Origin of the sequence: Rossellomorea vietnamensis, assembly GCF_025398035.1 — a bacterium.
Classification (GTDB): Bacteria; Bacillota; Bacilli; order Bacillales; family Bacillaceae_B; genus Rossellomorea; species Rossellomorea vietnamensis_B.
In genome coordinates this window covers 2,014,729-2,037,453 of the sequence record NZ_CP104558.1, presented here as the reverse complement: position 1 = coordinate 2,037,453, position 22,725 = coordinate 2,014,729, and the positions used below count along the sequence as shown (strand labels likewise).

The window sequence follows — 22,725 nt, the reverse complement described above, 5'->3', positions numbered from 1 at the left end:
GAAGATTTCCTTGAACACTAAACAGTTACTTCGTATATGTAAAGATTTAGGTATAAACCTCCTTGTAGATGATATATCGATAAGAGAACAAACTGGATACTATGAAAATTACAATCAATTAGAGGCTAATAATAATGAATGGTATTATTCTGAGATGAACTTTGAAAATCGGCCTTCCCCAGAAAGAGATAAAATCAAAAAATTCCATAATAAAGAAGATGCAATTAAATATTTCTATTTAAAGACGTTGAGGAAATTTTATTTTAAGAAAATTCATTTTCCTAATAACCCTATTAGAAATTTAAAAACCCGGGAAGAAACAAAGATGTTCTTTGATTCTTTAGGCATTAGGGAGGAATGTTATAGTTTCACTAAAATGAGACCGCAATCAATTTTTGCCGAGGTGTCAGAAAGTAAAATGGTAGTGAGTTATATTGATCAACAAAACAATAGGAAATTTTCTACATTGCCCTTGAATTTAGAAAGGGGTATCTTTGCAATGTACAAACTGGCATATGCTCTTCACCTGCTTAAAGTAGTGGAAAAGACATATTTAGAAAATGGAGTATTAGAAAATAAATTTGATGATAATGATATTGAGATTTTTATTAAGTGAAGGAAAATGATAAAGCAGTTGATGGAACATAAAGCACAGGAGTAGATCTTGTGCTTCTTTTTACATTAAACAAAAAGGAGTCTAGAATGTGGCCATAAATGGTATATATCATTTCATTGAGACGGAATTTAAAGTAATGAAAAATGAAAAAGATATTATTTGCGTCGCACCAGTAAATGGAGGGGATTATCCTGAAACCACCGTTAAATTAACTTTAAATGAAGGAATGGACCTTTATGAGCTTTTTGAGGTTAACGATGGAAATGAATACAAAGTAGATGTATTTACTGATAAATATAAATCCATCATAGCTCTATATTTCTTATCAAAGAGTAAATTAGAAGAAAGAAAATATAATACAGATGGTCACATTGCGGTTGAAAATGTAGCATCACTAAATGATCTTCAAAAGATGTTAAAAACATTTTTAGATGGAAACTATTATTCACTATTAAAAATGATGCCTGATAAAATAATATTAGAAAAAAGTACGAACGATAAGTACAATGTTCTATTCTTAGGAAAGCGTGATTCTAAGACGTACATAACTAAATCTAGAAACTTGAATAGTGCAGCTATTGTTTTATATAATTTTTCTTTTAAACTAAGCCAATTTTATGCTCTTATTAATAAGACTGAAGTGAAAAACGATGATGATTTTATAGAAACGTTAAAAGAATTATATCTGCTGGGATAGAGGTTTGACTGAATAGAAAATGAGAGGTACGGAAGCACGGGGCGACTCGTGCTTCTTTCATTTTGTATGAAGCGATAGAACGGTCCCCAAGTTTCCGTAGATTCTCCTTTTTTACTCGTGAAGTACTAAAATTTCGTTATTATCTGATAAATAAGCAATTTTATAATACAATTAACATACAAATCTGTTAAACAATTTTGCGGTCAGCCAAAGGGGATCAAGAATTTTTTTAACGAAAAAGGAGTGCTAAAATGAACGGATCACGTATGATCTTGGCTGCCGTTGCCATCGTTGTCACCATGCTTCTGACGATGATAACGCCTCTAGCTTGGGTTGGATTATTGATCGTGGGGTTTAGCTTATACCAAACTTCTCAAAAGAGAAAAGGCAGAAGGATGTTCTTAAGGAAACCAGGCTGGTTGATTACGGTCGGAATTCTGGGAATCATCCTCGGGGGCTGTGCAGCTCCATCAGATCAAGTGGATAAAGCAGCAACCACTGAGAAGGATGATAAGGAAGTCGATCAAAAGGCAAAGGAAGATAAACAAGCGGTAGAAGAGAAGAAAGCCAAGGAAGAAGAAGATACGGCAGCAAATGAAAAAGCTGAAGCTGAGAAAGAGCAGCAGGAGCTTGCCGACACATTCGGATTAGAAGAAGTGCTGGTTTCCCGCGTGGTGGACGGCGATACAGTCGAATTGAAGGATGGAAGAAAAGTCCGCTTCATCGGCGTCAACACCCCTGAGTCCACAACGAGAACAGAAGAATACGGAAAAGAAGCCAGTAACTATACGACCGAAAAGCTGGAAGGTAAGACGGTCTGGCTCCAAAAAGATGTGTCCGAAACGGACCGTTACAATCGTTCCCTGCGTCTTATCTGGCTTGAGATTCCTAAGGATGACATGGACGAAGAAGAAATCCGGACGAAGATGTTCAATGCCGACCTGGTGTTAAACGGATATGCAGAGCCGTCGACCTACAATCCGGATGTGAAGTACAGCGACTACTTCGTGAAATTTGCCCGGGAAGCAAGGGAGAATGGAACGGGTCTCTGGGCATACGGGGAAAATGGTACGACCAAAGGGGATCTGGATGCAAAGGAAGAAAAGAAAACAACGACAACATCTAATTCCAGCTCCAGTGCCTCAACGGAAGAACCCGCAGCTGCTCAAGAACAAGAGTACTATCAAAATTGTACCGAACTGAGAAAAGTCTATCCGGATGGAGTCCCTTCCGATCATCCAGCATATGCACGGAAGCATGACCGTGATAAGGATGACTGGGCGTGTGAGAGATAAAGAGAGAGTATGTGCCGTTCCTTTTGTGAGGGAACGGCTTTTTTTTACTTGTAGAATGACTGGAACTTATCCCCATCTCAATCGTATATAAAGGAGAGAATAAAATGGGGGGCACTACTATGAAAGAGCTTTACATCAAACAGAAAGTATTCAGTCTGAGCGAAAAATTCACCGTAAAGGACCAGGATGAGAAGGACGTTTATTATGTCGAGGGAAGTTTTATGAAGGTCCCGAAGACATTCACCATTATGAATCAAGATCGGGATGAAGTAGCCCTGATCACGAAAAAGGTGTTGAGCTTTCTGCCGACATTTTTTGTCGAGGTGAATGGTGAAGAGGTTGTGACGATCAAGAAGGAATTATCCTTTCTGAAGGCCAAGTATTCCATTGATGCGGAAGGCATTGAAGTGGAAGGAAGCTGGATGGATATGAACTTTAAGGTACTGCACCAAGGCAGAGTCGTAGGCGAAGTAGGGAAGGAATGGTTCAGTTGGGGGGACAGCTACAGGGTGCAGATACTGGAGGAAGAGATGGAGACTGTGATCCTGGCGCTTGTGATTGCGATTGATTGTGTGAAGGCGGATCAGGCGAATAATACTGCAACGTTTTAAAGAAAGAAGCACGGGAACCGTCCCCGTGCTTCTTTTAACTTTCAACCTTCTTCTTCGAAAATACATATCTAGCATTAATGAAAAATAAAGTGCCAAAGAAAAACAACCCGGTAAGCACCCAGCAGGCGATCGCCCAATACTCTCCGTTTAATAGATATCCACTTATCAAATTCACACATATCATCATAGACATAACCACATACATGCCGACTATGTATTTCATTTCAGACACACCTTTCTAGATTGTTAATAGAAGCAAGGAACAAGTATGATGCTTGCTACACCATTTGCCTGTTCCCAGTATAAACCAAATTGTTGGGTCAGAGCCATGATAATTCTTTTGTTGATACTTAATCTCTTCTTTTACTGAAGATTTGGGGTCAGTCCCCCTGCACACCCTCTTGAACATGGATCGTATTTTCAGTTCGAACTAATTCCATTAAGATTTTTTATATAGGTACAATCGCTTATACAGCTAAAGGGAGTTTCTCATAGATTGGAGTAAAAGGAGTAATGATAGATGGGAAAAAAGAAAAAAGCTATGTATAGCAATGAATTAATGGATTTGATAAAAGCGCAAGGCGGAATCAATATTAATCAGGTGGTAAACGTGCATTGTAATGATTCTGCCAAAAAGAAGAAGTGTGAATGTAGCGGAGTTATTAATGCAGCTCGTTTCCAAGCAAGTATTTGTCCTGATTGCGTGAATAAAGATAGTTTTGTTACGTTTGATTTTGAAACATTTGAATTTAGTTCTAGTAGTGTAAACAGCCCAGTGTGTGTGGAAGAAAATGACGTCAAGTATTTAACGGTTGTGGGAACGGGGAGGATCACCACTCCGGGATCTTCAGATGTAGAAGGGGGGTTTACCCTTATAATGGAAGAGGCTGTGTCTTATTTTTCATTTTTAGGAATAACGCCTTCTGGTGAAGTACAACTCATTTATTTCGCTGGTTATGGAGGGAATACAACGATTACCCCATGCCCGGATTCTGACAGTTCATGTAAGAAGCATGATTCTGTGTCAGCTAAATTACCTACTCTGCAAGATTCTGTTGAACCTTCAGCTAAGGAACCTCATGCAAAAAAGATGATCATCCGCTCTGATGGCAGAGTTGAAGAAGAAGACTTAAGTCACCTTTTTCATACATCCATCTGATGCGGAAGCGCCATTCAAAAACTACATGATTTTTATAAAAAAGTATGTATGTTTAGGCGATTAAAATAGCATCAGCTCTTATACTGCTCACTTTTAAAGGCTGTCCATTAAGGACAGCCTTCAGCTTTGTCATGTCACAATGGAGTATTTGTAATAAGTATACTAGGCCACCTTGGCGGCACCGACATTCTCATTCATAGTCACCCTTACAAAAATTCTCCATTTTATCAAAAACTTTTCCGGAAAAACTAACGAACGATACAGAAGAAGACAGTGAACCATAACTCGCATTATAGCCTACCGGGATTGCTGGAATATCTGTGGATGTTGTACTTAAAACAGGTGTAAATGTTACAAGTGATAGATTGTTTACTTGCGCACTTATGGTATAGACATGCTCTTCTTTGGATGGGTTTTGATCAATAAATTGAAATGTGGTGGTTGCTGCAGGCGGTGTCCCAGTAGAAGTGGCTGCTACAGGGCGGAGAGCGATACTTTCTAGCCTTGTGACACCCGTAATAGATGTTACCGTACTTGGTATATTGGCATTGTACAAAAGTGTTCGATAATCCGTCGTTTTGTATACAGATACCCCATCACGATACACATTAAATGTGATTGGTACCTCTAGTAGAAAATATAAGGGTGTTAGGTTAGTTGTTAACAACTGATCAGTTCTTGGGATAGTAATTTGGACAGCAGGAGATCCTCCTAAATGCGCCAGCCAATTTGTTGTGGCAATTAATTCTATCCGATCATGTGAGCAGATACGTTTTAAGTCTAATGCAACATCCAATGGTGTTTCACTGGTACCACTATTTGATATCATTTTTAAATATGAAGAAGATGTTTCAATTGAATCGTAATATTTTAGCAATTCATCAGAATTCCCATGGTGGCCGATTTTTGATTGATAGTTCATCATTAACACCTCCTTTCAATTATTTTAGGATCTCTTAATTGTGTTTGTTGATTTTCATTGAAGGTACTCAGCAACACCTGGATTGGCCAACTTCAACTCGAATCAACGATGTGCAAAAAACAACGGAGTTTTACAGAATTTCATTTTAAAAAGTGAACATAACTACGTCTCCAGGATGTTTAATTATCCTCATTCTTTTCAACAATGACTTTTCCTGTAAAATGAACGGACGAAACGGCAGCAAACTTAGAATAAGGTATAGTCCAGGCAGTTCTTATCGGTATGAGTGGAACTTCTGTGGATGTTGTACTTAGAACAGGTGTAAATGTCACTAGGGAAAAACTGGGTATTTGAGCAGTTATGCTATACACATGATCACTTTTTAATGGGTTTTTATCAAGACACTGAAATGTCGTGGTTGCTGAAGGAGGTGCCCCTGTAATAGTAGGAGATAATGGTCTGAGAACGATATCCCCTATAGTTGTAAAATCCGTGATGACAATACTTGGAATATTGAATGAGAACAAAAGTGTTCTAAAATCCATTGTTTGGCGCATGAATACACCATCACGATAAACAGTAAAGACAATAGGAACTTCCAGCAAATAATGTATGTTTGTCTGGACAGTTGTCACTACCTCCTCAGTACTTAGAAATTGTTGGGCAGCGACAATAGGAGTTCCTCCTAACGCAGCTAACCAATTAATGGTTGCAATTAGTTCTATCTGATCTCCCGGGCAAATACGTTTTAAACTCAAAGGAACTTCAAGCCCTGTTTCAGTAGTACTCACCGGTATTACTTTTAAAAATGTACTTGAGGTTTCAACTGCATTGTAATACTTAAGGAGGCTTTCAGACTTCTCATACTGATCGCTTATTGAATGACTTTTCATGAATATCACCTCTTTTCTATCATTAGTTTAAGCCACACTTCCAAATGTCATTTTACCGCTATTCGTCATAACCCCTACTTCATCACCTATTTTTGAGTTTAATAGATCAGATCATCTCTCAATTCTTTTACTTCCTAGCCCAATTGAACTTTTAATCTATCTTCTAATTGTTTAACAGCTTCATGCTTCAGTTTCATAGACTTCTCTCCTGTTATCTTTCAATCGTTACTCTATAAGGTATGTCATTATGAAAGATTGGTATAGGCAAGTCTATTTATTAGGCTAAAGGAATTAAAAATCCGTGGATTCATCATTTTTCCCCATAATAGGCAAACGAAATCCCATTTTTCCCCTTTTTGCATAATGTATTAAAAGAAAGGAGGTGATTTCATGAAAACTATTAAAACAAACTATTCAGTATCCAATCGTGTTTTATTAGCAACCTTCGATAAAAACTGGGATCGCTCATTATCGGACGGCGTGGTACTTTATACAGCAAAATCAAATGATTCAGAAGTAGAACTGACTTTGCAAGGAATCGATGCTCAAACACTTATATTTCAAGAAGGTCAACGTATCCTTGTTATAGGTGGGACGTTCCATTTTCCACCTCACGAGTATTATCGTAATCCTCTGGAATGCTAGTATTTTGTAAATGTTTAAAGGGTTTATCGTTTGATAGAAAAGAATCTATCAAAAGGACTAAATGAATTTCTGTCCCTTCACTCCATCTTATAGCCCCTATCTCTTATAGAGAGTGTGCTTATATGCGGATGAGGTTCAGACAGGAGTGTATTTCTTTGTGAATTTTGAGCCCATAGTAAGTCATTGCTATGGGTTTTATTCATCTTTAAGAAATGTCATTTCACTTAAATGAAAAAATGCAGGGACTTTCCACGGTAATTGAACGTGACATTCATGCAGACCCTGATAGTAGATTCTTCTATTAATAAGTGCTTCAGGAAGTTACAAAAATTTAAAAGGAGAAAAAGTAATGAAAATAGGTAATAGTATGAAAGAGTTGCAAAAATCTATTGATGAAAACGGGATATATTTTATAAATGTAGTAGAAGAGGATCGTCCAGGAATTATAAAAGCTATAGAAAATTTCAAAGAAGAAAATGAAGGATTTGAGGGTGAAACAGGAGAACAAGTGACTGTCCCTTCCTGCGGTTCAGCACCTTGTAATCGTCTAGTTCCGTTTCGTATAAGAACGGCTACACCGTTTTCTTCATGTGGATATGAAAGTATAGAGGTTGATTTTGCCATTGATGCTTGCTGTATTCATTGTGTTCCTGAACCCTGTATTCTTGAAGGTGCAACCGTTACGAGTCCATGTCCCGGAGAGCCTCCAATTACAGGATGTGAGATTGCCGTAAATCGTGTACGTGCTGTTGGTTCCCTAAGACTTTCCCTAAGTATACACTCCACTCCAAACTGCGGTTTTGGATTAGTTACTGCAGCTAATAGAGAAACATTCTGCGTCAACAATGTTATCTGCTACACTTGTACTCCCACTCCTTGTCCTGACTTCTGCCAAATCGGTATAGGTGCTAGATCATATGCCATCGAAATAGACTCTCTTGGAAATATACAATTAACTATAGCTGGATTTTTAGTTCTTCCTACTTGTGTATAAAAGCTGAATTCGCCAAAAATAAATGGGTAGGAAAGCATGGGGACGGTTCTCATGCTTCTTTTTAATAAAGAATACGTCTAATTACTTTTTTGTTACTTAAGAAATGAGCACTATTTCCTAATTCTAGAAAAACCTTGGTTCATAATAGAATGACCACAGAAACGATGGTACGATATTCTATGAATTGGAATTTTATAGGATGTTAAAAATAAATAGATTTATATAGAAAGGACCGATCATATGCACACTGAAATCCAGATTCAGTACTCAGAGACGGAGAGGGCGCTTTCCAAGCTTCGTCAGACGATTGACGCTTGGAATACGACGTATCCAAAGCAGATTGGCGGGGCGAATGAACTGGAGGTCATCAACAAGCTGAATGAACTCAATGAACAATGCCAAAAGATGCTGGAGAGCTATCAAGAGCTTCTGATGGAAAACCAGGCGGCCACGCAACTTTCTGTAGAAGGCATGGAAGAAACCGATCGCACTCTTTCTTCTACCATGACCTTGAGCCGGTAAGGGAGGCACTCTATGAAAATACTGGATGTTGACGGCTTTCACAATGGAATGAACGAAATAGAAGAAACCCTGTCCTCTCAGAAAGATCAGGTACAACAGATGGAAAGAGCCGTTCAGGACGTGGTCAATCTGGATGATGCGTTTAAGGGGGAGGGCGGGAATGCAATCCGGGATTTCTACCGGAGTCAGCACCTTCCCATGTTGGAACAGTACCGGTTGTTTTTATCCGACTATCAATCCGTCATTCGGCAGATGAAGGAGGCTCTAGGTCACTTAGAGCCATCGCCTGACGGGTTCATGAGGCAGAGCTTTCTGGACAATGAAGTAGAAGAAGGGCTTCACCGGGCACGGCAGATAACGGTGGAACTGACGGGGGAAGCCAATGCTACCATCAGAAGTGTATCAGACATCGTATCGGTGCCAAGAATCCAGGACTGGTCGTTTTTACAGCAGGTGACCCATGCCCAGGAGGAAAAAGAACTCAGCCTCCGAAAGCTGCATGAGTTCGACCATACTCAAACGGCCTCTCTATCTTCCCTTGAAGAACAGGTCCACACGATGACGCAGCAAATCGCTCGGCTCCAAACTGTTTTTCAAAAAGGAAAGCTTGGTATAATAGAGAAGAAGGCTCATCAGGAAGACTCATCGTTTCTATTCAAACTATCCGAGTTTACATCGGTCATGGTCAAAAATAAAGTATCCGAATTTCTTGGGACCGTGGAAGGAGCCCTGTTTGCGATTGTGGATATCGTCAGCGATCTCGTTGACACGCTCATCGCCCTGTTCACCGATCCCATCGGATTCTTCAAAGGCATCATTCATACCGTCCTTCACCCCATCGACACGGCGAAGTACATATGGAAGGACCTGAAACAATCCTTTGAAGAAGAAGTCGTCAACGGAGATGTGCGAAGCCGGGCGAGATACTTTTCCTACGCGGGAACATACATCGCCGCATCCATTTTCGGAGCGAAAGGCGTAGACAAAGTCGGCAAGATGGGCAAAGCCGGCAAAATGAGCTCCAAAACGGACGTACCCTACAACGTTATGACGACGGCCAGTATCAAATCCTTCATCCACAACGGAGTCAAAAGCACCTTTGGAAAAGTGGAAGACACCGCACATCAGCTGCTTTCTTCCCGAACCGGAAAAAGGGCACTGGGATTGAACTCTTTTTCTGGACTTCTTCAAGAGCTGTTCCGGAAGACCAAACATGTCCTGAATCCAGGGAAAGTGAAATCGGTGATGGAGAAGACCTATCAAAAGGTAGTGGCCGGTCCGGTTTCGAGGGTGGCTCAGTCGGAGACTTTCTCGAGGATGGGGAAGGTGTTGTTGAATGAGGATGGGCATGTGGTGGTTTCTGGGAAGAACTTAAAACATGCACCTAGAGTTATAGAAATAGAAGTTAATTTTAAGTACAATGCAAAATATGATTCAGAAGAGTTTGTGAGACAATTAAAGGATCAGGAAAAAGGTATGAATGAATTAACGATTGACGAATATCTGAAAAATAGAGATAGGTACATTGCTGAGGGACGAGCGATAGAAGGCAATGTTGCTCAACAAACGGCTCGAGAGGAAGCATTTTCTGATAAGGTTGGAGAACTAATGGATAACGGGAAATCATTTGATGAAGCAGAAAGTGAAGCTAAAGAATGGCTGAATACTCAAGCGGCGCTTCATAATCCAGATCAAATTGCAGGTGGAAAACCGGATCAAATTGGTGGCATGGGGCATAAGGGAGTTAACTCTTCAATTGGATCTCAATGGAGATATAGAATTGATGTTATCGATGAAAAAATACGGGAAATGGCAAAAAATATGACACCAGAGCAATTGGAAAACACCTATTTAAATGTAAAATTAACACATTAAGGAGGTTTATTGTATGGAAAAAACACTAAATGACTTTAAGATAACAAGTAATGTTCCAAGCGTAGTAATAGAAAAATATAAAAATCTTGTTCCAAAAGAAATAATAGATATGTGGCAGGAATATGGATTTGGAACTTTTATGCAAGGGTACTTGAAAAGTGTTAATCCAGAAGAGTACGTTGATATTCTAAAAGAGTGTAGCCAAAGATATACGGATTCTGTCGTGCTATTTGCTACTGGAATGGGAGATTTAGTTTTATGGGCGGATGGTTATGTAAGATTGCTTAATTTTAGATATGGAGTAATTAAAACAGTTATGCCGAATTTTTTGCATTTCTTCAGTAGCTTAGAATCAGAAAAGTTTCGAGATGAGTATTTGAAGTGGAAACCATATCCCGAAGCTGTTGAAAACTTTGGAGAACTATCTTATGAAGATTGCTTCGGTTATACACCTCTTCTAGGTCTAGGTGGAGAAGAAAAAGTCGAGAACTTAAAAAAAGTCAAACTTAAAGAACATATTCTTATTATTACTGAATTTATGGGGCCAGTTCAATAATGTTTTAAATTCAGTTACTAGTTAAATTACTAAAACACTTGCTTGTATTTAGGCAGCAGGTGTTTTATTTTTTTATTCTAACAAAGGTTGCACGAGGGCGAATCTCGTGCTTCTTTTTATGTTAAATGGAGAAAACTCTAACTGTAAAATTTTTTATTTACCTAGTCCCAAAGACACATGTACTCCTCCCTCCCCCATAAAAAAATAACAAAGAAATAATCAAATTTCTTACTAAGAAGGGGTACCTATGAACGAGATCAAGATGAGAAGTTTGGTGAAGCAGCTGCACAGTGCGGATCCGGGGACGCGGTATGAGGCGCTTGGGAAGTTGTATGAGTTGAAGGGGCAGGATGATCTGAAGATCCGGGTGGAGATGTTGAAGGATATGGTGAAAGAGGCGGCTTCAACGTTTCCTGAGCGGGTGGATGTGTGGGATAATCCTTCCCTTGGGTTGGTGGAGTTTGTGTGTGATTATCCGATGCCTGAGATCATTGATGAGATGCTGTTGCGCTTTGATGGGTTTGATCCGAATGCGAAGGTGCGGGCTCTTGAGTGTCTGCTGCTGACAAAGGATGAGGGGATCTTTCAGGAAATTCATGACAAGACGGTGCAGTTGGTTACCCATGAGGAAGTCGTGCTGCCGGTTGAGGAATTGTGTGAGTTTCCCGTGCTATTGAAGGGGATTGTGGATAAGACGATTGATCAGTTGGAATCCCCTTATTATAAATATATGTACTATGACTTCATTACAGCGATCAATGAGTCGGGAGTGGAGGCAGGGTATAAGAGAGCGAGGATCCTTCCGTTGCTGCTGGCTGATTATGCGAAGCTTCGGGACGAGTACCTCAAGTACTACAAGGAATACCGGTCCAACTATGCGTATCAATCGTGGAAAGAGTCGTACTTCCGGCTGAGGTACCGCCTCAATGTACTGATCGGGTTGATGAACTTCTATTACTCCGAAGAGGCAGAAGGTTTCCTGAAGGAGGCGGTGTCGTTCAAGGATCCACGCATCAGCACGAATGCGGTCGTGGTTGCGATGAATAAGAACATCCCGGTTGAACCGGACATCCTCCAATCGCTTTCCACCCATGTCGAAAGTGCAGAAATGATGTACTGGGGGCTCGCGGAACACAATAAAGAGCATCTCTTCCCGGTCAGTCCGAAGCAGCCGGTGCTTGCCAAGGCACATCTCTTTAACCATCTGGTCCATTTGCAAGATGAAGAAGGAGAGGAGCTACATATCTTTCCGGAAAACATTCAGGTCGTCGATTCCGTGGAAACCGTGAACTCATACGGTCAGCCCCTGCGCTATTATCTGATGAGCTTCTCCCATGGGGACGAGGTACTCGCTGCCTGGGTGGGAGGACATAGCCTTGAGGAAGAAGGTGACAGTGCGGACATGTGGGAAGGCACCCATACCGACCTCAAGCAGATACAAAACAGAACCGTCGAGGAGCACAAACAGCACTTCCTGAAAAAACGGGAAGAATACGCACGTGAGAATGAAGAGACCGTCTACTACGAGAGCTCACCAAGCCTACCTAAAGGCCTGTGGTTCTTCTATGCCATCCTGATTTCCCACTGGATCAGGGTCTTCATTAATGGCATCACGGAAACCGAAGTCTACATCTCCGTCGGCTTCACTCTCCTTGGAGGGATCCTGACCCTCTATGAACTATGGAAGAAAAAGAGGAGTGCCGTCGTCATTGTGGGCAGGGAATTGAGGAAGGTCACGGGTGAGAAGAAGGAGAGCATTCCCCTTCAGGAGATTAAGAAGGTGACGTATGATAAGAAGCAGATCAGTGTTTACAATAAAGAGAATGTTCTTACGATGAAGGTTCCATTGCGCTGGGTGGAGTATGGAGAGTTTTATTATGTGATGGTGGAGCAGACAGGGCATTTGAGGGAGTTGCCTTATATTGAGGAGTAGAGGACAAGGGGAGGTCTTGTCCATTTCTTGTTTAAGTTGTCAGCATTTAGAAAAGATAAAATCTTAAAGGCTGATTTAATGCAACTTGAAGGATTATATGCAGAAGGAGTGATAATCTTTAAAGGATTTTACAAAATATTTAGAAGCTATTTAACAAAAGTTCTAAATTCTTGTGTCCTAACCCTCTCTAATCGTCTATTTTCATTTGATAAATAAATAATATCATCCTTAATAGCGATTATTATTCCCGTTAATTCATCATCGTTGTATTCATTTGAGTCTTTAGTAGAATTCCCTTCATACAATGGTTTGCTATAAATCATTACTTTTTCTTTTTTTATTGATTGATTAGGTATAAAACTACTAATGTACTTCCCTGTTATTAAAGATGAAGAAGGTATTATGATTAGAATAGTAAGTATCAGAATAGAAAAAGAGTTTAACAGAGTGTATTTATTATTCTTTTCAAAAAAGTGAACGAAATTATCAAACCCCTTTTTCTCCTCTAAACCGTCATTCGCATTTTCAGGAGAATGATTGGAGGTATTGAACCACTTTTTAGGGACTACGAATGATGCAGAATAACCTGATATTATTATTAATATTTGTGCAATTATTAAATAGTTAGTATCATCTATTCTTAATAGAGATATATTACCTAAATAAAATATACATAGAAATAAAGGGATGAGAACAAAGCGTTGTAGCACCCTGAATTTTTTATATAGGAAAGTAATTGTTATTCCAGTAAAGGGTATTAAGAATAAAAGTATCAAATAACCAAGGTCACTATTTATTTCAATTGATATATTTAAGTAGTAAAAGATCACGATTCCTAGTGCTGCCCCAGAGCTACAGGAGAGAATATTAGTCGAGGTTAGAAATGCAAAGTAAAATATGCTAGAAAATATTGCGGGTAGAAACCACATTGAAAGAGTATATAAAAGGTTCTCAAAGTTCACTTCTCCAGTGAAAAAGGTCGTTAATAAATATTGGAATACGGCGAAGAATATTAAGGAAACAAATATAAGTAAAATATTTTTCGTTTTTATAACATGTATCAAAGAATAAATAAATACAACAGAAAGAACTATATAAGTGCATATCACTATTATAGAATACTTGTTAAAAGGAACGATGACAGTAATTAGCTCCATGATTGATGTTGCTGAAGAGACATCTCCACTAAAGTAATATCCATATAGAAAAGCATACCCAATAGATAGTGTAATCAGGCTTATACCTGTAACTAATAATGCAATAGTAGAGAAGATTCTAAGAGCAAATACTATATTTTTGACCCACTCTTTTTTCCTATATTCATTTATGCTATTTAAGAATTCAAACAACAAGTTCATGTCTCCTTTTTGTAGAAATTTAACCTATTATATTCGTTTCTAATTTATTGTTAATGAATTTGTGTTTAGTACCTAGGTAAACTAATTTGTTATTGTGACGGAGGACTGACCACATCTTCAAAATGAAAGTCTGTCCATTAAAAGGGAGAGTTCGGACCAATTTCTGTTATCCCTACTCCAATCTCCCACCTATAATAATCCTTCAGCCAATACGTCAACGTTCCATCCTGCTCAATGATAACGCAGATCAGCTTTCTGCAATCCTTCAATCATTAATGGACGTAAATATCCTTTCTTCTATATAAGTAGAAAGGATTTCATGTGATTTCGTTGAGTTTCATTGGTTATCCACAGATGAAAAGTGTTAAGAGGATAAATCTGGTGACTCCCCATGACCATTTGGGAGTTTTTTTGCTTTTAGGCCGATAACGATCATCATTCCAGTAATCTCTTTCTACTATAGGCATAAATGGTTCCTCGTTTCATTGAATACTAGTAAAATACTCCTTTTATGTTACCATAATATTACATAGTAAAAACCAAGATTGGGGAAATTTCATTATACTTTTGAAAATCCAGTCAGCAACTATTTATGTAATTAACGAAAAACTTTTTAACCTTCACTACCCTAAAAGTAAGGAGGCCGCAAAATGTCAGATTCGTCCAAAATAAAATACACTGTCTACTTAATAAAAGAAGAGTATACCGAATTTGAAGATGTATTAGATGATGAAAAATATGATCAGGTTGTTGAATTAAGAGAAGGGCTTGACTTGAATGGTAAAGTATTCATTGGTCATAATGATTCAAGTGAACCTTCTTGGTACTCGGAAGTGAAGGAAGGGTTGACCGATCCACCGAGCTTAAATAATCAATCTACAAGGTTGGTTTTGCTTATTAAAAGAAGCAGACGAATCTTTGCTTTTGTTTTTGGACATGGAAAGCACATGCTCAAACCAGAATCATATGAAAGGGGATTTGGTTTTAAAGTAGTGCTTAATAACTGTGAAGTAAGTAAATTAAAAAGTATTGATTCGTCTACAATTGACACTGTTACTGTTCAATCCAGAACACAAACGAGCAAATCGTCAAATATTTATGAGTTTAACATTGATGATACTAGGGATTTATTGAAGTCTGTAACAGCTGAAGCCAGAGATTTCAATAGATATGGAAAGGTAATTGCCGGTAGAGATCCATTTCACTTTTATTATGATTTCTCATTTGCTACCCTGAAAGATTTGTGTGACAGGGTGTTGGAAGATAGTCGATCCACCAGGTATAAAGAACATTTTGAATGGATTGATTATCTATCTGAAATAAAGGACCCTTTACTAATTAACTCGTTAAATGCTGGTTTAGTTAACAAGATTAATGAATGCTATCGTAATGGTGTTGAGGATGAATCAATTCACCTTGCGCCTCCGGAAATAATAAATATGGAGGACCATTTAGTGTATTCATTCTTAGCAACTGGCAATAAAGAAGATGAGCTAAGTTTAGCTTCGTATATTGGAAATAAAAAGCCAAAAGGAGATAATGATACTCTTTAAAGAAATTGAAGAGTGATAAAGTTTTAGTATTTAATTCGTCTACTGAACAGTTAGTTGATCGGTGGCCGGTATATAACTGCTTAATTGGTGAAGTAGAACATGAGGAAAACTACTTCATATTAACTCTCGGTCAATGGTATTTAATCGATAAAGAGTATTTAAATCAAATTAATTCTTATATAGAAAACATAGAAGAAATAAACATTGATTTGATTGAGTACGATAGTTCTACTCTCAAAACTGAGAATGCCTATAACGTTGCTGCAGCTGAAAATCATGAGAGCCTTTTATGCATGGATAGAATTAATATAGTGATAGACAATGCTAGATTTGAACTTTGTGATCTTTTATCACTAGAAAAGCATTTGATCCATGTGAAACCTTGGAGTAGTTCTTCTACTTTGAGCCATTTATTTTCTCAAGGAAGGATTAGCGCTGAAACTCTAGTAAATTTTCCTGAAGAAGTACTACCTACAATCAGAACAAAGATAAAAGAGAATCAGGGAGAAAATGATGAATTTGAGAACGTATTTGTTTCTAACGCCTTCAACCCAGGGGATTACACAATTGTGTATGCTATCATATATGAAGGTGAGAAAGAAATCCATAATAGGATTCCTTTCTTTTCAAAATTAAATTTTGTACACAATGTTAAAGCACTAAAGAGAATGCAATTTAATGTCCAAAAAGCCCACATTCTCAAAACATAATTAACAGTAAGACCAGCAAATTCGGAATAAGTGGATTATAATTATAAAATATAACAGAAAATTTTCAATAGTAATTCATTTTAGTTTGTAAGGGGGAAATGTGGTCATGAACGTATTAAGTATAAGTGTAAGCAAATCAAAACAAATACTGAAAGAACAAAAACAAGAAGTAACAATAGATATAAGCAAACGAAAGTCCGGTTTTAAGTTTTCTGAAGCGCTAATGGAATCAACAGATGACTCATGTGATGCTTTTTACTTTACGGATATAACTAACTCTGATAGAAAAATAAAAATCTATGTGTTTGAAGAAATTTATAATGAAACAAAGGAATTTAATAAGGGTGACAAGGAGAACGTTGATGGAATAGGGGAGCAAGATGATAATTCTAGAAGGTATTCCTATCTAATATTAGATAATGGACCTGGAACTTTAGTGGATACAGTATTCGATTTTGGAAAAGAAAAAACCAAAAGGTTTCGTAATTTAAATGCTTTAAATTCATTAAATGGCTTATTTCATTATGGGATGTCTTCCCATTTGAACGTAGGAACAAGATTATACTTTTATTCTAGAACCAAAGAATCGGGATGGTGGATGAATTGTTTGGAAGGCAGTGATATTTCAAACAAAATTTTCACTTATCAAGCGAAACTTCATCCTGAAATAACAGTTGGAGATAAAGAACTAAATCTAGATGATCCTGAATTCAATGTAAGAACTGTCGTTCATGTTCAGGGAGTAAGGAAATCCGAGGTTGAGGCAGATGGTGTACCTGGTATAGTTAATAGTCTGCTGAAGCAGTTTGGTATTACCTATAGTGATTACTTAGAAATGGGTACTAATATATTTATCAATGACGAAAAAGTAGAGGCCATTGATCCATTTCTAAGAAAAGAATTATATGTAGAGTATGGAATAGGTTCAAAGTTAATAGACAGAATAGAAATTACCTTAAAGGATATATTAAAAATGGAAGACTCCTATGTGAAGGAAAGTATAAAGAGAAAATATAGGGCCTTCTTTGAAAGTGATGATGCTTTTTTAAGTCAAAAAATTATAATAAATATGTATCATTTAAATGCTGCTTTCTTAATAGCAAGTGTCAAAAGTAAAGTAAATAGAGATTTACCAGGTTGCATGTTACCTTCTATTGAAGATTCAGGTTTTTATATTAAAAGAAACCATCGTTATATAGGTAGGGCAGCGAAAATATTAGGTGTTGATCATCCATCTTTGAACTATTTAAGGTTTGAAATGGCTTTTTCACCTATATTTGATGACTTTCTTGGAATTCAAGTTAACAAAAATAGATACGACTTAAAACACTCATTAGCGTCACTGATAAAAGATAGAATCAACGAGAAGGTTAATACTACACTGTCAAGTTATACAAAAAACTATAGAAGTAAAGCGAAGCCAAAAAAAGAACCAAAACTTAATGCTCCGCTAGTTTCCCGTCTTAAAAGCAAGTCTGAAGAAGCGAACTATTATGAGGTTGAAATTGAGAATAATATTGCTAAAGCCCGATCTATAGGTACCCAAATTGATTTAATCCCTGTTAAGGATGCTGTTGCAGAATTGAATAAACAAAATGGTTATATATCCCAATTTATTACTAATATAGTTGATGGAAATAAATTAAGTGGTGCCGAAACCAAAAGTGCTGAAAAATTAATTAGTAATATTGAGAATGTAGTAAAAGATGCTTCGCAGAAACTGGCACAACTTAAAAGTATTATTAGCTCAAAGACAAAACTATTAATTGAACCATCAAATGAATTAGTTAATCGTGTGAATAATGCTAAAAGTAAAAATAGAAGATTAATTAAGTCGAATTTTTTAACTCAGGAAAAACCATTCACTGGTACCTTACTTGAGCCTTTAAATGAAGTACAAACATATGGCGTTTTATACATGTTTTTAAATCTTTTCCCAGATAAATTTGACTTTATTTTATTAGATTATAACGAATCTAAAGGAATAGATTGTGTCGCTAAGATTAAAAAGGGTTCATTGTATAATGCACTTAATATGAAGGTCCGCTTTGAGAGCAAATGGAATAGTGAATGGACTGAGTTTTCAAATAATAATGAAGGTGCTTATTCCTATGTGGAATTAAAGTATAAACTAGGTGAGAAAGATAATTTAGGACACTCGATGGTGCTTGTTTCACATTTAATATGTTGGGATTTTGAAGAAGAAGGATATACTAACTTCGATGCAGATGATGGTAGATATACTTTAACAGAAGATAAAGACTATCTTGTACATCATGATGGAATCAAGAAGATTAAGGTAATATGTTTAAGAGAAAAGGTTGAAGAGCTTTTACTTGAGGACTTTTACAACTCTAGTGATGATTTAAGAGATTATATTTCTATGACTGAGAAGCAACAATTGTTTTAATTCTGTAGCACATTCTTAACAGCTAATATTGCCTCTTAAAGCAACCTAACAGTGAAATTACTTGAGGTTTGTTAGATATCAATGGTAAGATACAAAACAATAAAGAAAGCTATGGCTTACTTCCTATGTAAGTCATAGCTTTCTCTCTTAGCTAGCTTAATAACTTCCTTCACATCCGAACCCCTATATATATAAGTTCTTCTATTATGATCTGTAAAATATATCTCCCCATAATCATGTCCAAGGGTAAAGCCGATAATCAAAAAATTATATGTGTGCTTCCCTTTTAATAGAATCAATTCTTGTTTCTTAATGGTAAGCCCCCCGATTAACTACCAAGTCATTCTTCTTCTGACTTATTCTTTTTTTTCTAATCTATCAATTTCCTGAAAAATCCGGTCAATACTAATTCCTGTATTATTATGTATTCTACTTAGTGTTAGTGAGGTTGGAATACTTTCTCCTCTCTCGATCCTTCCGTAGCCTTCTTCAGACATTTTAGTGATCCAGGCAAACTCAGCCTGGGTCATATCCATTTCAACCCTTCTTCTCTTCAGTAGCTTACCCAGTAATTCCGCAAAAGGCTTATTATCTTCTTTTACCAAAGGATTCTCCCCTTTTTAGAACCATTATCAAATTGGGGAAAATCATGCACCACGAACAGTAAGTAGGATTATTACAAATTATGTAAAATAAATTAAATTTATTTTTCCACTGGTTATTTCAAAGGGATTACTACATTCAGGTGGCTAATAGGAATTGAGAATTGGTAAAAAACCCATCTTTGCTCTATGGACTCCATTTAAATGTTAAAATATAGATAATATAATCTATAGGAGGTCACCAGCATGCCGACCTACAACAAGTTAATACGGGATAAAATCCCACAGATCATTGAAAGTAAAGGTAAGGGGTTTTCAACAAGGATCCTCAACGATGAAGACTACATAAAGTATTTAAAAGTAAAGGCTTATGAGGAACTAGACGAGTTCTGTGCGGCTGAAACAGATGGAGAAGCAGTGGAAGAGCTTGCTGATTTGTTGGAGGTTATCAGGTCTTTGGCGAAGCAGCATGAATCTTCTATCGAAGAAGTGGAAGCAATTCGGGTAGAGAAGGCTGGGAAGCGTGGGGGATTTGAGAAAAAGATATTTCTGAATGGGGTAGAGGATTGATTCAATTAAATTTGTAACTCATCTAATTTATATGAATAAATAAATCTCTAAGCAAGGTGGAAGCCAACTAACAAAACAGCTTTGAAGGAAGCGAGGGGACGGTTCTCTTAATTCGGAGCCAGTAGAACCGTCCCACTTACTTCTAATTAATTGTAACGGTGTAGAATGGGATATTTCGTCTCAAATTAAGAACAATGATTTGAGCTGATGCTTCCTCTCTTGGCTATTTTAATAACTTCCTTCACATCGGAACCTCTATAAACAGAAGTTTGCCTATTGTGATTGGTAAAGTAAATTTCCCCGTATTCCTCTGCACGGGTAAATCCGATAATCATAAAATTGTACTTTTGCTTATTTTTGAATAAGATTAGTTCTTGTTTTTTAATGATAATCCCCCCGATAAATACTTTACAGCATACCTTTAATTTGTTCATAAATATAATCTTTACTTAACCACCAAGCTTGTTTTGTCATATAATCATCTGTGAAATTTTCTTTTTCATTTTCTGGTCGATTTATCCATTTAGCTGGACTGGGTAATTTCCTGGCATTATTCATTAATTTCTTTTTAGGAATACCGTTGTCTACCACGTTTTTATAGTATTGTGATTTGTATTGTGCAACTTTGGCATCTGGACGAAGATGTAAGATAGCTTCGAGAGAGGGTTTAATGAAGTTATTTTTCACTTTGATTTCATCCTTATCATTTTTGGAAAAAGTTAATTCAACACCATTTTTCATTTTGTTTACTTCTGTTTCCCAAATATTCCGTACTGTCCCATCTAAATCAGAAATTGGCATATTCCAAAAGGTAGCGCCTTTGAAAATAATTTTCTCACGGTTAGCTTCGTAAGACTTTCCATCCTTTTTCTTTTTATTGAGATCATTAAAGACAAGGAGTAGAAATTTTTTTCTTTCTAAGAAATCATTTACTGAGGATTCCTCCCATGATTCGTTAACTAGATTGATAAATGAAGGGATTCCCATAAATTTAAAATGCTCTTTTGGTTGACCATTCCTTAAAGCAACCGTTTTTAAGCTAATATCTGCTTTTTCAATTTCTTCTGATGTAACTTCATCTGTAGTGGTTGGCAAATTTAGAATACCACGAATTATCATATTGTTAATGTTTTTTTGTGGTTGGCTTTTTCCTATTCTGATTCCAAGTTTTTGTATTAATTCATTTTGGTTCATACCGTAATAAGGTTTGAACCTAGATAAAATTATTTCCTCCAGAGTTTTACTTTTTAGTTCACTAACATCTTTCACAATGCTTACAATTGCATCGGTGTGGTCTTTACCAATAATATGATTATTAATAAGTTCATTAATGAATTTTGCTTTAAATGAATAGGCTCTAGGCTTCGCAGGGACAGTTGTATTCTTTTGTTTTGTAAAAACAGCACTTGTTGTTGATTTTGTACAAGCTCCTAGATAATTTGTAATCCCTTCAGATATTTGATGAGCTTTACTGGAGTTTATGAGTTCGGATATTTTATTCCAGTCTTGCTTGATGATTTCTAAATCTTTTTCAGGGATTTTTATTACCGTGTCTTTAGGCAAATCAAATTCTTTTAACTCTGTCATTGTAAGAAGGTTAGCGTATGAAACTCGAAATTTTGTCTTATCCTCTATCATCTCTCCACTAGAAATCTTTTTCTTATCTGCTACATCACGTCTATAATATTGAATTAATTCGATTAGCTTATTCTTATGCCAGAATGAACTTTGTTCAAACGATTTACCAAATTCATTTTGGTAATTAATCTTATTTAAGACTAGTCTTTCCCCAGCAATGATTTTTGTGATTTTTTTCTTGTTAATTTTTTTTGTTTGTATATCAATTGGAGTGACCTTTAATTCTACTCCAGCTTCTGGAAAGTCTGGATCTGCATTATTATCCGCTGGGTGATCAAACCAGATTTGTTCTATTACATTACCTGGATAAGATTTATTATTAATATTCAAAGTTCTTTTAACATCAATTTCTCCCAGGGTCTTTCCGATTGCTTCCAATGCTCGTTTGTGTACTTTCTCTTTGGAATTATAAACACTACTCAAACTAATCTACCCCTCTTACAATATTATCAATAATTGTTTATATATAGTATATCAATGGCTGTAATAACGTGGTAGCTAAGTTTTGATAATCTTTCTATAAGAATTAGTATTTGATTTTATATAATATTGACAAATATCCATTCATCATAAGTATTTAAGTATGTAACCAATTCCGACTTCGTTCGCATGCTTTATTTTTCCGAAGATATACTGCAAAAGTATTTTAAAACGGGGCCTGCCCCCCATTCAGCTTAACTGCATATTCTTACAGGATAGTCGGTATCTACTTATTTGATGGAGTAGGGTTCCTCTTTTTGATATGGAGTTCTTTTAGTTTTAAGGCGCTTTGCTTCACTCTTTATAATAAGGAGAAATGAAATGATTAACCCGATTACCATCAATGTCAATGTTTATGAAAGAAACCCACATGGCCGTAAAAAATGTATGGAGTATTATGGTGTCGAGTGCCAAATTTGTGAGCTTAACTTGGAGGATATGTATGGGGAGGTCGGAAGGGACTTCATTCATGTCCACCACATAGTACCGCTTCATGAAATCCAAAAAGACTACAAAGTGGATCCAATCAAAGACCTCATCCCAGTATGTCCTAACTGTCATGCCATGCTTGATAGGAAAGAAAATGGTTTATACTTTGACAGTACAACTTACCCCGCTTAATCTTGCTAAAGCCTTCTTCTGACATATGACATATGAGTTTTTTCTGCTTTTTTCAAAGAGTCCTC

General features: G+C 36.9%; 21 protein-coding genes. 16 read left to right on the top strand and 5 right to left on the bottom strand.

Annotation, left to right across the window (positions count from 1 at the left end; genetic code table 11):
• Nucleotides 1-10: 10 nt before the first annotated feature.
• The 5 genes from N5C46_RS10555 (at nt 11) to N5C46_RS10535 (ending at nt 4,378) form a co-directional block, all read left to right on the top strand.
• Nucleotides 11-616 (top strand): hypothetical protein, encoded by a 606-nt coding sequence (locus tag N5C46_RS10555; protein WP_261752038.1) that lies wholly within the window; start codon nt 11-13, stop codon nt 614-616.
• Nucleotides 617-704: 88 nt separating this feature from the next.
• Complete coding sequence (locus tag N5C46_RS10550; RefSeq protein WP_261752037.1) at nt 705-1,313, top strand: hypothetical protein; 609 nt, start codon at nt 705-707, stop codon at nt 1,311-1,313.
• Nucleotides 1,314-1,564: 251 nt separating this feature from the next.
• On the top strand, nt 1,565-2,608 hold the full coding sequence (locus N5C46_RS10545; RefSeq protein WP_261752036.1) for a thermonuclease family protein: 1,044 nt from the start codon (nt 1,565-1,567) through the stop codon (nt 2,606-2,608).
• Between the two features lie 119 nt (nt 2,609-2,727).
• The gene (locus N5C46_RS10540; protein ID WP_261752035.1) at nt 2,728-3,219 is read left to right on the top strand and encodes an LURP-one-related/scramblase family protein; all 492 of its coding nucleotides are present in this window, start codon (nt 2,728-2,730) and stop codon (nt 3,217-3,219) included.
• Nucleotides 3,220-3,739: 520 nt separating this feature from the next.
• Nucleotides 3,740-4,378 carry a hypothetical protein gene (locus tag N5C46_RS10535; protein WP_261752034.1) on the top strand — a complete coding sequence of 213 codons (639 nt, stop codon included), beginning with the start codon at nt 3,740-3,742 and terminating at the stop codon, nt 4,376-4,378.
• Nucleotides 4,379-4,568: 190 nt separating this feature from the next.
• On the opposite strand, the gene N5C46_RS10530 is transcribed toward N5C46_RS10535, so the two are convergent.
• Nucleotides 4,569-5,300: a hypothetical protein gene (locus N5C46_RS10530; protein WP_261752033.1), complete on the bottom strand. Its 732-nt coding sequence runs from the start codon at nt 5,298-5,300 to the stop codon at nt 4,569-4,571.
• A 179-nt stretch (nt 5,301-5,479) separates the two neighbouring features.
• Nucleotides 5,480-6,193 (bottom strand): hypothetical protein, encoded by a 714-nt coding sequence (locus N5C46_RS10525; RefSeq protein ID WP_261752032.1) that lies wholly within the window; start codon nt 6,191-6,193, stop codon nt 5,480-5,482.
• Between the two features lie 390 nt (nt 6,194-6,583).
• Between N5C46_RS10525 and N5C46_RS10520 the strand changes: the two genes are divergently transcribed.
• The 6 genes from N5C46_RS10520 to N5C46_RS10495 all read left to right on the top strand — a co-directional run bounded on the left by N5C46_RS10520 (nt 6,584) and on the right by N5C46_RS10495 (nt 12,718).
• The gene (locus tag N5C46_RS10520) at nt 6,584-6,838 is read left to right on the top strand and encodes a hypothetical protein (protein ID WP_261752031.1); all 255 of its coding nucleotides are present in this window, start codon (nt 6,584-6,586) and stop codon (nt 6,836-6,838) included.
• Nucleotides 6,839-7,187: 349 nt separating this feature from the next.
• Complete coding sequence (locus tag N5C46_RS10515) at nt 7,188-7,832, top strand: hypothetical protein (RefSeq protein WP_261752030.1); 645 nt, start codon at nt 7,188-7,190, stop codon at nt 7,830-7,832.
• A gap of 240 nt (nt 7,833-8,072) precedes the next feature.
• The gene (locus N5C46_RS10510) at nt 8,073-8,354 is read left to right on the top strand and encodes a YwqI/YxiC family protein (protein ID WP_261752029.1); all 282 of its coding nucleotides are present in this window, start codon (nt 8,073-8,075) and stop codon (nt 8,352-8,354) included.
• A 12-nt stretch (nt 8,355-8,366) separates the two neighbouring features.
• Nucleotides 8,367-10,229, top strand: coding sequence for a T7SS effector LXG polymorphic toxin (locus N5C46_RS10505; RefSeq protein WP_261752028.1), 1,863 nt, complete (start codon nt 8,367-8,369; stop codon nt 10,227-10,229).
• Nucleotides 10,230-10,242: 13 nt separating this feature from the next.
• On the top strand, nt 10,243-10,785 hold the full coding sequence (locus N5C46_RS10500) for a T6SS immunity protein Tdi1 domain-containing protein (RefSeq protein ID WP_261752027.1): 543 nt from the start codon (nt 10,243-10,245) through the stop codon (nt 10,783-10,785).
• Between the two features lie 247 nt (nt 10,786-11,032).
• A complete protein-coding gene (locus tag N5C46_RS10495) occupies nt 11,033-12,718 on the top strand; it encodes a hypothetical protein (RefSeq protein ID WP_261752026.1) in 1,686 nt (561 codons plus the stop codon).
• Nucleotides 12,719-12,864: 146 nt separating this feature from the next.
• Here the strand turns inward: N5C46_RS10495 and N5C46_RS10490 are convergent, their stop codons facing one another.
• Nucleotides 12,865-14,070: a hypothetical protein gene (locus N5C46_RS10490; protein WP_261752025.1), complete on the bottom strand. Its 1,206-nt coding sequence runs from the start codon at nt 14,068-14,070 to the stop codon at nt 12,865-12,867.
• A gap of 656 nt (nt 14,071-14,726) precedes the next feature.
• On the opposite strand from N5C46_RS10490, the gene N5C46_RS10485 reads away from it, so the two are divergent.
• The 3 genes from N5C46_RS10485 to N5C46_RS10475 all read left to right on the top strand — a co-directional run bounded on the left by N5C46_RS10485 (nt 14,727) and on the right by N5C46_RS10475 (nt 18,749).
• Nucleotides 14,727-15,629, top strand: a complete 903-nt coding sequence (locus N5C46_RS10485; RefSeq protein WP_261752024.1) for a DUF6119 family protein — start codon at nt 14,727-14,729, stop codon at nt 15,627-15,629.
• Nucleotides 15,630-15,634: 5 nt separating this feature from the next.
• Entirely contained in the window at nt 15,635-16,339 is a 705-nt protein-coding gene (locus N5C46_RS10480) for a TIGR04141 family sporadically distributed protein (RefSeq protein ID WP_261752023.1), read from the top strand.
• 106 nt (nt 16,340-16,445) lie between these two features.
• Entirely contained in the window at nt 16,446-18,749 is a 2,304-nt protein-coding gene (locus N5C46_RS10475; protein ID WP_261752022.1) for a hypothetical protein, read from the top strand.
• 356 nt (nt 18,750-19,105) lie between these two features.
• Here the strand turns inward: N5C46_RS10475 and N5C46_RS10470 are convergent, their stop codons facing one another.
• Nucleotides 19,106-19,354 carry a helix-turn-helix domain-containing protein gene (locus N5C46_RS10470; RefSeq protein WP_261752021.1) on the bottom strand — a complete coding sequence of 83 codons (249 nt, stop codon included), beginning with the start codon at nt 19,352-19,354 and terminating at the stop codon, nt 19,106-19,108.
• Between the two features lie 243 nt (nt 19,355-19,597).
• Between N5C46_RS10470 and N5C46_RS10465 the strand changes: the two genes are divergently transcribed.
• Nucleotides 19,598-19,921, top strand: a complete 324-nt coding sequence (locus N5C46_RS10465) for a nucleoside triphosphate pyrophosphohydrolase (RefSeq protein WP_261752020.1) — start codon at nt 19,598-19,600, stop codon at nt 19,919-19,921.
• Nucleotides 19,922-20,329: 408 nt separating this feature from the next.
• Here the strand turns inward: N5C46_RS10465 and N5C46_RS10460 are convergent, their stop codons facing one another.
• Nucleotides 20,330-21,982 carry a Sau3AI family type II restriction endonuclease gene (locus N5C46_RS10460; RefSeq protein ID WP_261752019.1) on the bottom strand — a complete coding sequence of 551 codons (1,653 nt, stop codon included), beginning with the start codon at nt 21,980-21,982 and terminating at the stop codon, nt 20,330-20,332.
• A 378-nt stretch (nt 21,983-22,360) separates the two neighbouring features.
• On the opposite strand from N5C46_RS10460, the gene N5C46_RS10455 reads away from it, so the two are divergent.
• Nucleotides 22,361-22,660 carry an HNH endonuclease gene (locus tag N5C46_RS10455; RefSeq protein ID WP_261752018.1) on the top strand — a complete coding sequence of 100 codons (300 nt, stop codon included), beginning with the start codon at nt 22,361-22,363 and terminating at the stop codon, nt 22,658-22,660.
• Nucleotides 22,661-22,725 lie beyond the last annotated feature (65 nt).